Origin of the sequence: Streptomyces flavofungini, assembly GCF_041028215.1 — a bacterium.
In the GTDB taxonomy this organism is placed as follows: domain Bacteria; phylum Actinomycetota; class Actinomycetes; order Streptomycetales; family Streptomycetaceae; genus Streptomyces; species Streptomyces flavofungini_B.
This window is the reverse complement of sequence record NZ_JASKYR010000182.1, coordinates 1-13007: the sequence shown is the minus strand read 5'-3', so window position 1 is coordinate 13007 and position 13007 is coordinate 1. Positions and strand designations below refer to the sequence as shown.

The 13007-nt window shown below is 71.2% G+C and carries 13 protein-coding genes; 3 read left to right on the top strand and 10 right to left on the bottom strand.

Annotated features, from left to right (window positions below):
* From AB8Z36_RS15160 to AB8Z36_RS15130, 7 genes are all read right to left on the bottom strand, one after another.
* Positions 1 to 1190, bottom strand: a 1190-nt coding sequence (locus AB8Z36_RS15160) for an amidophosphoribosyltransferase (protein ID WP_369213816.1), incomplete at its 3' end; no start/stop codon positions are given.
* Positions 1187 to 1720 carry a hypothetical protein gene (locus tag AB8Z36_RS15155; RefSeq protein ID WP_369213815.1) on the bottom strand — a complete coding sequence of 178 codons (534 nt, stop codon included), beginning with the start codon at positions 1718 to 1720 and terminating at the stop codon, positions 1187 to 1189. The genes AB8Z36_RS15160 and AB8Z36_RS15155, both read right to left, overlap by 4 nt.
* Positions 1717 to 2595, bottom strand: coding sequence for a hypothetical protein (locus AB8Z36_RS15150; protein ID WP_369213814.1), 879 nt, complete (start codon positions 2593 to 2595; stop codon positions 1717 to 1719). The genes AB8Z36_RS15155 and AB8Z36_RS15150 overlap by 4 nt, the downstream gene beginning before the upstream one ends.
* On the bottom strand, positions 2592 to 3971 hold the full coding sequence (locus AB8Z36_RS15145; RefSeq protein ID WP_369213813.1) for a flavin-containing monooxygenase: 1380 nt from the start codon (positions 3969 to 3971) through the stop codon (positions 2592 to 2594). Before AB8Z36_RS15145 ends, AB8Z36_RS15150 begins: the two co-directional genes overlap by 4 nt.
* Positions 3972 to 4379: 408 nt before the next feature.
* Positions 4380 to 5036, bottom strand: a complete 657-nt coding sequence (gene purN / locus AB8Z36_RS15140) for a phosphoribosylglycinamide formyltransferase (RefSeq protein WP_369213812.1) — start codon at positions 5034 to 5036, stop codon at positions 4380 to 4382.
* The gene (locus tag AB8Z36_RS15135; RefSeq protein ID WP_369213811.1) at positions 5033 to 5887 is read right to left on the bottom strand and encodes a MarR family transcriptional regulator; all 855 of its coding nucleotides are present in this window, start codon (positions 5885 to 5887) and stop codon (positions 5033 to 5035) included. Before AB8Z36_RS15135 ends, purN begins: the two co-directional genes overlap by 4 nt.
* A gap of 219 nt (positions 5888 to 6106) precedes the next feature.
* Entirely contained in the window at positions 6107 to 6256 is a 150-nt protein-coding gene (locus AB8Z36_RS15130; RefSeq protein ID WP_369213810.1) for a hypothetical protein, read from the bottom strand.
* Between the two features lie 407 nt (positions 6257 to 6663).
* Between AB8Z36_RS15130 and AB8Z36_RS15125 the strand changes: the two genes are divergently transcribed.
* Positions 6664 to 7473 carry a LuxR C-terminal-related transcriptional regulator gene (locus tag AB8Z36_RS15125; protein ID WP_369213809.1) on the top strand — a complete coding sequence of 270 codons (810 nt, stop codon included), beginning with the start codon at positions 6664 to 6666 and terminating at the stop codon, positions 7471 to 7473.
* Between the two features lie 32 nt (positions 7474 to 7505).
* On the opposite strand, the gene AB8Z36_RS15120 is transcribed toward AB8Z36_RS15125, so the two are convergent.
* A complete protein-coding gene (locus AB8Z36_RS15120) occupies positions 7506 to 7751 on the bottom strand; it encodes a DUF5133 domain-containing protein (RefSeq protein WP_369213808.1) in 246 nt (81 codons plus the stop codon).
* Between the two features lie 188 nt (positions 7752 to 7939).
* Between AB8Z36_RS15120 and AB8Z36_RS15115 the strand changes: the two genes are divergently transcribed.
* Positions 7940 to 9127 carry a spore photoproduct lyase family protein gene (locus AB8Z36_RS15115; RefSeq protein ID WP_369213807.1) on the top strand — a complete coding sequence of 396 codons (1188 nt, stop codon included), beginning with the start codon at positions 7940 to 7942 and terminating at the stop codon, positions 9125 to 9127.
* Between the two features lie 77 nt (positions 9128 to 9204).
* On the opposite strand, the gene AB8Z36_RS15110 is transcribed toward AB8Z36_RS15115, so the two are convergent.
* Both AB8Z36_RS15110 and AB8Z36_RS15105 read right to left on the bottom strand, forming a co-directional pair.
* Positions 9205 to 10209: a glycoside hydrolase family 26 protein gene (locus AB8Z36_RS15110; protein WP_369213806.1), complete on the bottom strand. Its 1005-nt coding sequence runs from the start codon at positions 10207 to 10209 to the stop codon at positions 9205 to 9207.
* A gap of 83 nt (positions 10210 to 10292) precedes the next feature.
* Positions 10293 to 11339 carry an extracellular catalytic domain type 1 short-chain-length polyhydroxyalkanoate depolymerase gene (locus tag AB8Z36_RS15105; protein ID WP_369213805.1) on the bottom strand — a complete coding sequence of 349 codons (1047 nt, stop codon included), beginning with the start codon at positions 11337 to 11339 and terminating at the stop codon, positions 10293 to 10295.
* 264 nt (positions 11340 to 11603) lie between these two features.
* Between AB8Z36_RS15105 and AB8Z36_RS15100 the strand changes: the two genes are divergently transcribed.
* On the top strand, positions 11604 to 12893 hold the full coding sequence (locus tag AB8Z36_RS15100; protein ID WP_369213804.1) for an ABC transporter substrate-binding protein: 1290 nt from the start codon (positions 11604 to 11606) through the stop codon (positions 12891 to 12893).
* The last annotated feature ends 114 nt before the right edge of the window (positions 12894 to 13007 follow it).

Below are 13007 nucleotides of genomic sequence, written 5' to 3'. Positions count from 1 at the left end.
TGCACCTCCGCCGCCCCCGCCTCCCGCAGCAGCCCGGTCACCGTGCGCATCGTGGTGCCCCGTACGAGCGAGTCGTCCACCAGCACCACCCGCTGCCCCGCGACGGCGTCCGCGACGGGCGCGAGCTTGCGCCGCACCGCGTTCTCCCGCGCGGGGGAGTCGCCCGCGATGAAGCTGCGGCCGACGGCCCCCGGCCGCAGCAGGCCCTGCACGACGGGGAGTCCGGCGCGCTCGGCATAGCCGTCTGCGGCGACCCGCGCGGTCTCCGGGGTGGCCACGACGACCGGGCGCGGGGAGCCGCCGACCGGCGCGTGGTCGGCCAGGGCCTGGCCCGCCCGGTAGCGCGCCCGGTAGACGCTGCGGCCGGACAGGGTCGAGTCGGCGCGGGCGAAGTAGACGTACTCGAAGAGGCAGGCGGCCGTCTTGGCGTCCGGCGCCACGATCCGGCTGCTCGCCGTGCCATGGGCGCCGATGGACAGCACCTCGCCGGGTTCCAGTTCTCTGACCACCTCGCCGCCGATCGCGGTGATCGCGGCCGTCTCGGAGGCGAGCAGCCAGGACTCGCCGTGCCGGCCGAGCGCGAGCGGCCGGAACCCGTGCGGGTCGCGCACGCCGTACAGGTTCTCCCCGTCGGTCAGGACGAGGGCGTACGCGCCGCGCAGCCCCGGCAGCACCTCGTGCAGCGCCGCCGGGACGCCGGTGCCCCGCGCCGCGCGGGCGGCGGTCAGGAGCCGGGTGAGCAGCTCGCTGTCGGTGGACCACAGGTGCGGGGCCACGCCGTCGGCGCCGGGGGCCGTGTGCGGGTCGACCAGGGTGCCGTTGTGCGCGAGGGCCAGCGGCGGCCCGTCGACGACCACCGGCTGGGCACCGGCCAGACCGTCCCGCGCGCCATGGGTGGCGTACCGGACGTGGCCGATCGCCACCGGGCCGGTGGGCAGCCCCGCGAGGTCGGGCAGCGCCTGGGCGACGGTGCCCGCCCCGTGCCGCGCGGTCAGGGCGCCGCCGGTGCCGACGGCGATCCCGGCGCTCTCCTGGCCCCGGTGCTGAAGGGCGGCGAGCATCTCCCGCACCGGGGCGGCGTGCGGGCCCGAGGGCCCCCACACGCCCGCGACACCGCAGGCCTCACGGGGCTTGTCCGGGTCGTGGGGGCCGGGGGCGTACGGGCCGGGTCCGTACGGGTCCGTGCTCACGAGGTGTCACCTCCCGCGTCGAGCCAGTCGGTGAAGGCCGCCAGGTCCGGCAGGATCACCGTCGAGCAGGAGAGCACCGCCAGGTTCTGCCGCATGTCCGTGATCGAGACGACGGTGCGCCCGGCCCGGTGGGCGGAGAGCATCTCGGCGGCGGTGCCCATGCTCGGCTCGTGACCGGGCAGCCAGGCCACGCAGACGTCGCTCTCGGCGGCCAGCTCGGTGAGCCGGTGGAACAGGGCCGTCAGCTCCCGCAGTTCCGGCGCGAGATCGGCGTGGCGCAGGATCGGGCGGTCCGCCAGAGCGGCGTGCGCGGCCCGTACGTCGGCGGGGTGGGAGCCGAGCCACTCGGCCATCACCACACCGGGGTCGTTGATCACGGCGTCGGGGCGCCGGGCGCGCAGGGCGCCGGTGAGCAGCTCCCGGTAGGACTGGTCGGTGAGGTGCGCGCCCGTGCGCGCGCCCTGCATGGTGCCCGCGAGGAAGTACGAACGCGTCCGCCGTGCGACGCCGGGTGCGGCCGTGGCGGTCATTCGTCCTCCAGGGAGTAGGCCGCGAGGTCGAGGCCCGCGGGGGCGGCGGCGCGGTGGATGGCGGCTGCTTCGAGGAGAAAGGCGATGACCTCGTCCCCGGGCGCGGACACCGCGTCGGCCACGACGTCCAGATCGCGCTCGAAGCGGGCGTCCCCGTGGGCGGCCACCGCGCCCTGGTTGTCCTTGGTGATCAGCAGGGCGCGGTCCTCGGCGACCCCTGAGGGCCGTCCGGCCAGCGGCAGGATCAGCTCGGCCATTCGCCGGGTCTCCGGGTGCAGCACGCGTACGGAGACGCTGTGCTGCTCGGGGTGGACAAGGAGCGGACGGATCCAGTCCGCGGGCGGCGGCACCGTGCCGAGCCGCGCCTCGGGGCGCATGACGAACGACCGGGAGGCCACGTTGTGCCCGCGCCGGGGGCTGAAGCGCAGGTAGTCGAGGCGGATGACGTCGTCGTCGAGCGTCCAGGTGGCCCGCACCCGGGCGGGCGCGGGGGTGCCGTCCTCCCGTACGCGGAAGGGGTAGGCGTCGACGGTCACGCGCACCGCGCCGTCGACGGCGGCGGAGCGGTCGAGGCGCAGCGGCTCGCTGTGCAGGAGGTACGGGTCGAGGACGACCACGCCGTCCCGCCCCCGGTAGACGGCCGCGACGTGCCGTCCGTCGATCAGGTACTCGGCGGTGACGCCGGTCCGCTCGGCGACCATCCGGCCGGCCGCGAACGACTGCCAGGCGCAGGAGAGACCGAAGCGCGGGGGCGCCGCCCGGGTGCCGAAGTACTCGTGGAACTGGGACGCGCTGTTGTACGGGACCCCGACGAGGACCTCGTCCAGGACGTCCTTCTGCACGTCGGTCAGCAGTGCCGCGCCGAGGGCGTTCACTTGCGGCCTCCCTTGAAGAGAGCGGCGGCCTGCTCCAGCAGGGAGGGCCGGTGGGCGTACGTGGTGTCACGGCCGCCGAGCAGCGACAGGTGGTCGCGGAGCACACGGAGGTAGGTGAGCAGCTCGAACTGGGTGAGGTTGCGGGGCGAGTCGAGGAACTTGATGCCGCCGCTGATGTCCACGTCCTTGCGGCGCTTCATCTCGTCGAACCGGCGGGCCGCCTCCGGATCGCTCCGCCGGGCCGCCAGATAGGCGGCGATGACACGCGACTGGAGCTCCACGGTCGGGAAGTGACCGCCGGTTCCGTCGGTCATTCCGGCGATGAAGAGGTCGTCGTAGCGCGGCGAGAAGGCCAGCAGGTAGAAGTCCGGCCTGCCCTTGTGCCAGTCGAGGTGTTCGGCGTCGACGAACGGGATGTGAATCCTGAACCCCGTGGCGAGAATGATCGTGTCGAATTCCTCGGACGTGCCGTCGGCGAATTCCACGAACTTGCCGTCGAACCGCACGGGAGCCGTGCGCACCTTCACGCGGCCGTGCGCGCAGTAGTACGGCAGCAGGGAATTGACGATCGGCGGGGATTCCAGCGGCTCGTGATCCGGCTTGGGCAGCCCGAACTGATCAGGGCTGCCGATGCTCAGTTTCAGCATCGTCCGGTAGGCGGCGCGCGCCACCGGGGCCGGGAGACGCAGGTTCTGGCTCGACTCCGAGACCTGGTCGGCGGGCTTTCCGAAGATGAACTTCGGGAAGAAGTAGTAACCGCGGCGCATGCTGATCGCGACGTCGTTCGTGACCCCCGCCGCCTCCACCGCGATGTCGCAGCCCGAGTTTCCCGCGCCGATGACGAGCACCCGCTTGCCCGCGAGGTCCGCCGGGGTCGTGTAGTCACGGCTGTGCAGGATCTCGCCGTCGAACTTCCCCGGGAACGAGGGCGTGTGCGGGTGCCAGTTGTGGCCGTTCGCGATGATCAGCGCGCTGTGCTCCTGCGTGTGGCCGTCCGCGGTGGTGACCCGCCAGCCGTCGGAGAGCCGCTCGACCCCGGTGACGTCGGAGTTGAACCGGATCAGCCGCAGCAGATCGAAACGCTCCGCGTACTGCCGCAGGTAGGAGCGGACCTGGTCATGGCGGGGATAGGCGGGAAGGCCCCGGTCCATGGGCAGGTCGGAATAGCCGGTGACTTCGCGGGACGTGATGGTGTGCGTGTTCTCGTAGACGGAACTCCGCGGGTTTTCTATGTCCCAGATGCCGCCTACACCGGAGTGGGATTCGTACGCCACACACGGAATGCTGAGATCGCTGAGGTTCTTGAGGGACGCGAGCCCGGAAGGACCGGCTCCGATGACGGCGACCGGTCGTGGATCCGTCTGTGGTTCTGACACGTGAACTCCCCCGTGGAGATGGTGACATATGCCTCAGCACCTCCGGTGCGCCCGAGGTGCTGACTCAAGACTCGCGGAATCGACCCTCGCGGATCCAGCCACTTTCAAGGACTTCCAAATGACACGTGAAAATGCGGGCGCGCCTTGACTTACGGCCCGTGGCTTCCGCCTGATGGGCCCCGAACGCCTTTGCGGAAAAGGTGAATCACGTCACTATTCCTCTTCCGGTAGAACCGATCAACGTCGTGGCCGACGTCATGCTCAAGCCGGAGATCCTCGACCCCCGGGGCCGGTGGACGACGCGGTCCTCGCCCGGGTCCGTGCGAAACGCTCAGTGACACGGCGGCGGCCGTGGCCCCCGCTCACAGGTGGGGACCACGGCCGCCGACTGCACTGTGCCCGGCCCGGTCAGCGCAGCAGGACCTTGCGTCCCTCCACGCGGTGGCCGCCGCGTGCCAGGCGGCGCACGACGTCGACGAGCAGGGAGCGCTCGGCCTCCTTGACGCGCTCGTGGAGCGACTCCTCGTCGTCCGTGTCGCGCACCTCCACCGCCTCTTGGGCGATGACGGGGCCGGTGTCCACGCCGTCGTCGACGAAGTGGACGGTGCAGCCGGTGACCTTCGCGCCGTACGCGAGGGCGTCGGCGACCCCGTGGGCCCCGGGGAAGCTGGGCAGCAGCGCCGGATGGGTGTTGACGACGCGCCCGCCGAACCTGGCGAGGAACTCCTTCCCGACGATCTTCATGAACCCCGCGGACACGACGAGGTCCGGTGCGTACGCGGCCGTGGCCTCGGTCAGCGCCGTGTCCCACGCCTGCCGGGTGGGGAAGTCCCGTACGCGGCGGACGAAGGTGGGCACACCGGCCCGCTCGGCCCGTTCGAGCCCGGCGATGCCCTCCCGGTCGGCCCCGACGGCCACGACGCGCGCACCGAACCCGGCGGGATCGTCGGCGACGGCGTCGAGCAGGGCCTGGAGGTTCGTCCCGGAGCCCGAGACCAGGACGACCAGACGGACGCCCGGAAGGGCTCCCGGGCGCGCCTCCGCTGTCTTGGCGTCGTCGTTCATGACAGGGCGTCCACCAGTGCGTCTCCCCTGAGCGTGCGCAGGATGCGCACCTCGCGGCCCCGCCGCTCACGGGCGAGCAGACCGGCCTGTTCGAGCTGGCGGCAGTGGTAGGTCACCGTGCCGGCCGTGCAGTGCAGCAGGTCGGCCAGCTTGCCCATGGAGACGGGCTGGTTGCCGTTGCGCAGGATGACGGCGCGCAGTTCGCCCAGCGTCATCGCGAGCGCGTCCGCCGAACGCTCAAGGCGCGCGTCGTGGCCCCCGAGGAGCGGGGCGAGCCCGGACACCGGATAACCGACGTAGGCGTGCGCCCCTTCGATGCGGAGGACACAGGCGCGGGTGCCGGAGACCAGTGGCATGAGCGTCAGTCTTCGTATCGCCGTGCCATTGACCGGTGATGTGTTGTCGGGCAGCCGCAGATTTCCCCCGACAAAGGAGATTCGCGGGCTGAGATTGGCGAGGAGAGCGCCCATGGTTCCCGTGACCGAGGCCACACCCACGCGTTCGATTTCCCGTTCCAGCAAGGGTTTCGCCCGATGCCACACCGGGGCGGCCGACTCCCAAACGGTACGGACCAGAGTGGAGTACGAGATCAGGAAGTCGGACGGATTGTCGACGACCATTCGCCAGGCGGACGGAACTGCTCCGCCGAACGCCCGCTCCAGGGCGGCCAGCAGGGATTCCGACGAGATGTCGGCTATTCTCTCGATCTCGTGCCGCATGGCGTTCGGACCGGCTTCGCCGATCGGCGCGAGAACATCCGGAACGTACAGCGAGCCCGCGGAAGTGATGGGGCCCATCACGTTCAGCAGATGCTCGGGGCACGCCCTCCGCAGCAGACCCCGGCGGCTCATGGGGACTCCCTGCGGGACCCCGAGTGTGTCGCCCATCAGCGACAGGACGGACATTCCCGGCGTGAACCGTATGAGTACCGGGATGTCTACGTTTTCTCCTACATGAAGTGCGACGTCATCGGCCACTTCATCCCCCGTTCAAGACCGATCGCGGGCCCGGTCACGGGCCTCGACGTGCTGTGCGCGCCGGGGCCCCACCCCCGGTGCGCGGTGGTGGTGCTAGCCCCAGGCGGGGTCCTTGTCGGTGACGACGGGTCCGGCGGAGGGCGTCGCGTGCGATGCCGCGGACGCCGCCGGTATCCCGATGAGGGCCACGAGCGCCGCGGCGACCGTGGCCAGGCCGAGCATGGCCTGAGAGATATTGCGCATTAAATTTCCTTACCGTGCGCATGCTTGGGAAACTGCACGGATCAGGCCGAGGGTAAAGCGTGGCCGCTCCCCCCACAGCAGCGATCCTCGTCATTCATCCTGGCCGAAGCGGGCTCGGAATGTCGGATTGCACTGGCTGCGTGATGTTACATTTCACTTCTGTGAAGCGACATGAGACCTGCCCAAGGGAGCCCCGGTGCGGCATAGTTGACGGTGCCGAGCCTTGCCCCTGGGCGGAAGAGCTCTATCGTCGCGCAGTAGTTGAAGGTCATATCTTTCTTGAAGCCGTACCTGATTGCCTGAAGCGACTACAACTCGTCTTCGAGTCGCAGGGCTCCGACGGACTCGCCTTCCCCGTATCACCGCCGGTCGCGGCCGAGGCCGCCCTCCGCCCCCTGGAAGAGGCGATGGCACGCCTCCGCAGGGAGGCGGCGGAGATCCGCGCGGCCGTGGGGGCGTACGACTCGGTCTACTCCGACGCGCGCCGCAGGGAAGAGCAGTCGCTCACCGTCATCCGGGGCACCCGGGCGATCAGCCACGCTCTTGAGGCCGCGGTCGGGGGCTGCGCCGATGAGCTCATCACCGCCCAGCCCGGCGGCGGCCGGTCGGCCGAGCTGCTGCGCGAGGCGCTGGGACGCAGCCTGCCCCTGCTGGCCCGCGGGGTGCGGCAGCGCACGCTCTACCAGCACTCGGTCCGCACCCACAAGCCCACGCTCGCCTACATCAGGCGGGTCACCGCCGCGGGCGCCGAAGTCCGCACGCTCGCCGAGATATTCGACCGGCTGATCATCTGCGACCAGGACGTCGCCTTCATCCCCACCGGGGAGGAGACGGCGGACGCGGCGATGGAGATCCGGCACCCGGCGCTGATCCGCTATCTGACGGTGATGTTCGAACGGCACTGGGCCCGTGCCGCCCCCGTCGGCCCCTCGGCGGGCGGCCAGCGCGAGGCCCCCGTGATGGACGACCTCCAGCGCGTCATCCTGCGGGCCATGGTCGCGGGCGAGACGGACGAGCGCATCGCCCGCAGGATCGGCCTGAGCCGCCGCACGGTGGTGGCCCACATCCGCAGGGTCTCCGAGCACTTCGACAGCAGCAGCCGGGCCCAGCTCGGCTTCCTCCTCGCGAGCTCGGGGCTGCTCGACGTCCCCGACGACGGTGACGGGCCCTGCCCGGGCGCGGCCGACGAGACGGCTTTGGGCGAGGACCAGCCCTGACGCGGCGGCGGTGCGCGGCGGAGCCCCGCCCCTCAGGCCGCGACGAGCCCGTCCCCGGCGCGGGACCCGGCCTTCGCGCGCTTCGCCGACGCGAGGACCTCGTCGGCCGCCGCGATCGCCTCGGCGACCGAGTGGGTCCCCGTGGCCTCGCGGAGCGCCCGGACCACCTCCGCCAGCTCCCGGCGGCGCGCGGGGTCCGGCTTCTCGGCGAGCGCGATGCGTGCGCTCGCATACCTGGCGAGCAGCGCTCTCGCGGTACGAGGCGTCGGCTGCGACACGATCACAGGTTCCTCCCGGAGGTTCTTCTGTGACCTACGCCTGCCCGGGGAAAGCGGACGCATGCGCGACACGTGCGGTGGCCGCGCGGGGAGCCGCGCGCATGGCGTGCACGGGAGCGGGCGCCCGCACTGCGTAGCATGCGAGGAATCACGATCAGGACCACGACCACCGGAAGAGTGTGACGGCGATGCCCGCTGCGCGGTCAGGGGCGGGGGACGGACCGGGGGAGCCCGAGCAGCAGGCGCTCTTCGGGTGGCAGGACGCGGCCCCGGCCGAGGAGGCCGCCCCGCGCCGGGCCTTCCGCGACAGCCCCGAGGCGCGGCGGATGCTCGATGTCCGCGAGGTCTACGCGGAGCCCGCGGCCCTCGACTCGCCGCGCGGTCAGCAGATCATGGCCCGGCTGCCCGGCGTACGGGTCGTCGAGGTCGAGAGCCACTGGCGCATTCCCTCGCTGCACGGCAACGACGGCAACGTGGGCCGCTGGGTCCGCGTCAAGACCGAGACGCTCGTCCTCGGGGTCAAGCACAGCCTCGCCACGCGCCCCAACGGCAGATCCGCCGACTTCATCGCCCCCGGCACCTCCAACGGGTGCGCGATGGCCTGCGCCTACTGCTACGTCCCCCGCCGCAAGGGCTTCGCCAACCCCATCACGCTGTTCACCAACATCGAGGCGATCCTGGCCCACGTCCAGCGCCACGTACGCGCCCAGGGCCGGAAGCCGGAGCCCAACCAGTGCGACCCCGACGCCTGGGTCTACGACTTCGGGGAGAACGGTGACTGCTCCGTCGACGACCTGGTCTGCGACAACACCGCCGACTTCATCGCCGCCTTCCGCGCCATGCCGACGGCCAAGGCGTCGTTCGCGACCAAGTTCGTCAATCCCGGCCTGCTCGCGCTCGACCCCCGGGGGCGGACCCGGGTGCGCTTCTCCGTCATGCCGCCCGGTGACGCCAGACTCCTCGACATCCGTACGAGTCCGGTGCCCGAGCGGATCGCCGCCGCCGCCGACTTCCTGGACGCCGGGTACGAGGTGCACTTCAACCTCTCGCCCGTCGTGCTGCGCCCCGGCTGGGAGCGGGACTGGGCCGAGCTGCTCGACCACCTGGACGACGTGCTGCCCGCCCGGGTGAAGGAGCAGGCGGCGGCCGAGATCATCATGCTCACCCACAACGAGGGCCTGCACGACGTCAACCTCGGCTGGCACCCTCGCGGCGAGGACCTGCTCTGGCAGCCGGACCTCCAGGAGACCAAGCGCTCGCAGAACGGGGCGCTCAACGTGCGGTACGAGATCGACGTCAAGCAGCGGGCCCTCGCGCACCTCCGGCAGCTCATCGCCGAGCGGGCGCCGTGGCTGCGCGTCAGATACGCCTTCTGAGCACACGGGCGGACGACGGCGCCGCCCGGTGATCACCACCGGGCGGCGCCCGCGTCAGCGATGCGTGGTCAACCCTGTCAGCCCAGCCTCACCTCCCCCTGGTTGAGGACCCGCGGCAGGAAGTAGGCGCTCTGGATCTCGGCGTTGGTGTTGCTGCCGCGCAACTGCTCCGACCAGATCATGAAGTATGACCAGTTCGGCTGGCTGTTGAGCAGGGAAGCCGTGGGGACCTTGCCCATCTCCGCGAGCGCGATCGGCTTGCCGCCCGCGATGGTGCGGAGCTGGTTGTAGTCGGCGGAGCTGGGGTGGTTCTTGTACCAGACGTCGAGCGAGGCCACGTCGACGTAGGCGTCGCCCGGGTAGTAGTCCGCCCAGCCGCCCGCGGGGTTGTCCTGGACGTTCCAGACCCAGATGAGGTTGTCCAGGCCCTTGCCCACCAGGTAGTCACGGGTGATCTGGTACAGCTTCCTGCTGCCGTTCGCGCCCGGGCGGTTGCCCCACCAGTTCCACGACTCGTTCATCTCGTGCAGCGGGCGGAACAGGACGGGGACGCCCGCCGACTTGAGCTGCTGGAGGTAGGGGACCGCCTCGTCGAGGCGGCGCTTCCACGCGGTGTTGAGCGCCGTGCCGTCGGTGACGACCTGCGAGAACTGCGTGTCGCTGATCTTCGACTTGACGCCGCCCTCGAAGGCGCAGGAGCTGCCCGTCGTCGGCGGACAGACGTGCCAGGTCAGTGCCACGAGTGAGCCGTTCCGCCACTCGGTCCTCGCCTGGTCGATCACCCGCTGCCGGTTGGCGACGTCCGCCGCGTTGAACATCAGGTCGCCGCCCCACAGGCCCGGGTACTGACCGGTGACGTCCTTGACCTGCTGGGTGTACTGGCCCGGGTTGGACGCGGGCTCCTTGTTGTGCTGGCCGGACACGATGTTCGAGCCCTGGATGGCGCGGAGGTAGTTCAAGACCTGCTGCTTGCTGCCCGCGGGGAACGCCTGGGCCTCCGGGGCGGCGGCGGGCACCGTCAGGAGGGCGGCCACGGCGGCCAGTGAGGTCAGGCAGAGCGCGGTGAGGCGGGTTCTGCGCATGGGGGTCTCCTTGCTGGGTCGAGGGGGGCGTGCGGTGGGGACGTCCAGCTCCTTCCGCTCCGGTGTCTCTGGTGTCTTCGGTGTCAGTGGGCGGTGTGCGGCGTGCGCGGTGTGTGCCGCGTGTGCCGCTGGAAGAAGGCCCACATCGAGGTGTTGGCGCTGATCTCCCGGTTGGTGTGGCCGTTGCCCGCCGACTCCTCGGGCGAGCCCGGCCAGGTGTGGCCGCCGTCGGTGATGTCGTGCAGCACGACGTCGGCGCCGCCGCGGCAGCCGCCGTAGGTGACGCGGCGGACGTGCGGGGTGAGCGGCTCGGTCCGCGGGGCGAGGGAGCAGCCGTTCAGTTCGGCCCAGCGGCGCTGGGCCGCGGGCACGGAGTAGCGCCAGGCCGGGCTGCCGCCGCCCCCGTAGGGATTGGTGTGGTCCTGCTCGCCGTGGAAGGCGGCCACCGGCACCGGCCGCGGGGGACGGCAGGAGGCGGTGGCGGGCCGGGTGTCGTCGGCCGGGTCGGGGGTGCCCGCCCGCAGGCCCGCCACGGGGGCGATCGCGGCGATCCGTTCCGGGATGCGGCAGGCCAGCGCCGAGGCCATCCGGCCGCCGCCGGAGTACCCGGTGACGTACACGCGCGCCGGGTCGGCGCACAGGCGGGTGCCGAGCGTGTCGATGACCTGGCCGAGGAAGCCCACGTCGTCGCGCGGGCCGGTGGTCACCCCCGGCACGTTCCAGGAGAAGCCGTCGCCCGCCGGGATGGCGCCGTCCGGCACGGCCACCACGAAGCCCTCGCGGTCGGCGGTGGCCCGCATCCCGGAGTAGCCGAGCTGCCGGCTGCCCCGGGACTGGCTGCCGTGCAGGTTCAGGACCAGCGGCAGCCGCCCGGCGCGGGGCGCCGGGGGAAGGTGCGCGAGCACGTCGTACGAGCGTCCGCCGTAGGTGACGGGAAGCGTGACATCACCGGGGGAGCGGGTGCAGGCGACGGCCTTGGCCGGGCCGCCCGGCGAGGCGACGGCCCGGGCCGCACCGCCCGGCGAAGCGCCCGCCGCCGGGGCCGACGCCAGCGCGCACAGCATCGCCAGGAGGGCGGCGGGGACGCCCCGGCCGACACGGCACGGCCGTTCTCGTCTGGAACATGACATGGGACCTCCGATGGGACGTGACATGAGACCTCCGAAGGCTCCGGAGCCGGTCGGCGGCATACTCTGCACACTCAGGACAACGTTGTCTAGACACCCGGCAAATTAAGCAATAGTTCAGTAAAGCGAGCAGCTAGATCCGTTGGCAGCGACGGAAAAAGAACTGAACCGGTCTATGGACAAGCCCGGAAATCGGCCTCTACTTTGTCCGTCATGCACAGCGGGCCGCGTCAGGGCCGCCCGCAACTCCCCTGGAGGCCACGGCAGATGAAGCGCAAGACCGCTACCGCCACCGCACTGGTCGGTGCCCTCTCCTTGCTCGCGGTGGGTACCGGCTGCGGCAAGGGCGGCGACGCGGCGGCCGACGACCCCAAGCAGCTCACGGTCCTCTCGCAGTACCTGAAGGCGACGCCGGGCGGAAAGGTCTTCCACGACGAGGTCGAGGCCTTCTCCAAGAAGTCCGGCATCAAGGTCAAGGTCATCGAGGCGGGCGAGGACCTGGACGAGTCCTACGAGACGTCGCTCGCGGCCGACAAGGAAGCGGACGTCGTCTTCGTCAACCTCTACGACAAGACGCTGGCCTGGACGAAGAACAACGCCACGGTCGCGGTCAACGATCACATCGAGGACTGGGGACTCAAGGACAAGGCCGAGCCGCAGGCCCTGAAGGAGTGGACCAACCCCGACGGCAAGGTGATGGGCTTCCCGTTCGCCGGGTTCTCCTGGCCCGTCTGGTACAACACCGCGCTGCTCGACAAGGCCGGGGTCGACGGGATTCCCACGACCACCGACGAGCTGCTCGCCGCCGCGAAGAAGCTCCGTGCCGCGGGCGTCCAGCCCATGGCCGTCGGGGGCAACGACTGGAGCGGGCAGAAGCTCTTCCTCCAGATATCCCAGTCGTACGTGACCAAGCAGGCGGCGCGGAAGCTCGACGCCGAGGGCGGCTACTGCGCCTCCGCCGACGCCATGAAGGGCGTCGAGCTCTTCACGAAGCTGCGGGACGGCGGCGTCTTCGCCGACAAGGCGCAGGGATTCACCTTCGACGCGATGCAGAACCAGTACTACACCGGCAAGGCCGCGATCATGTCGCAGGGCTCCTGGGCGTTCAGCGAGGTGCCCGAGAAGGTGCGCAAGAGCACGAAGCTGGCGGGTCTGCCGCTGCCGGACGGGGCCGCCTTCGGCAAGCCGACCGTCTTCACCGGGTTCACCAGCACCGGCTTCTGGATCAGCCCCAACGGGGAGAAGAAGCAGGACGCCGTGAAGCGGTTCGTCAGCCACTTCTACCAGCCGGAGGTGGCGGGCCGCTTCGTCGCCGACGCCAGCATCTACCCGGCCGTGAAGCTGGACGCGGGGCACCGCAGGAGTGACGACCCGCTGCTCAACAGCGCCGTCAACGACATCGCCGGGACCACCACCGACGCGCAGCTCCCCGACCTGCACATCCCGGCCGCCGCCAACACCCCCCTGGTGCAGGCCACCTCGCTCGCCTTCGGTCCTGACAACGATGCCAAGAAGATCTGCGCGGCGCTCGACCGGGCCTACGACGGGGTCGAGTGATGGCCGCCGCACTGACCAAGCCGGACCCGGTGCGGGCGCCCGCGCCCGCACCTCGCACCGCACCGCCGCCCGTCCGCGCCGCCGACCGACGACGGCGGCGCGGACGGGGTCCCG

What these genes read in the sequence shown, in the direction of transcription:
- AB8Z36_RS15155 (WP_369213815.1), bottom strand. Translation starts at nt 1,720, where the DNA reads ATGACCGCCACGGCCGCACCCGGCGTCGCACGGCGGACGCGTTCGTAC.
- purN (WP_369213812.1), bottom strand. Translation starts at nt 5,036, where the DNA reads ATGAACGACGACGCCAAGACAGCGGAGGCGCGCCCGGGAGCCCTTCCG.
- AB8Z36_RS15135 (WP_369213811.1), bottom strand. Translation starts at nt 5,887, where the DNA reads ATGAGCCGCCGGGGTCTGCTGCGGAGGGCGTGCCCCGAGCATCTGCTG.
- AB8Z36_RS15130 (WP_369213810.1), bottom strand. Translation starts at nt 6,256, where the DNA reads ATGCGCAATATCTCTCAGGCCATGCTCGGCCTGGCCACGGTCGCCGCG.
- AB8Z36_RS15125 (WP_369213809.1), top strand. Translation starts at nt 6,664, where the DNA reads ATGGCACGCCTCCGCAGGGAGGCGGCGGAGATCCGCGCGGCCGTGGGG.
- AB8Z36_RS15115 (WP_369213807.1), top strand. Translation starts at nt 7,940, where the DNA reads ATGCCCGCTGCGCGGTCAGGGGCGGGGGACGGACCGGGGGAGCCCGAG.
- AB8Z36_RS15110 (WP_369213806.1), bottom strand. Translation starts at nt 10,209, where the DNA reads ATGCGCAGAACCCGCCTCACCGCGCTCTGCCTGACCTCACTGGCCGCC.
- AB8Z36_RS15105 (WP_369213805.1), bottom strand. Translation starts at nt 11,339, where the DNA reads ATGTCATGTTCCAGACGAGAACGGCCGTGCCGTGTCGGCCGGGGCGTC.
- AB8Z36_RS15100 (WP_369213804.1), top strand. Translation starts at nt 11,604, where the DNA reads ATGAAGCGCAAGACCGCTACCGCCACCGCACTGGTCGGTGCCCTCTCC.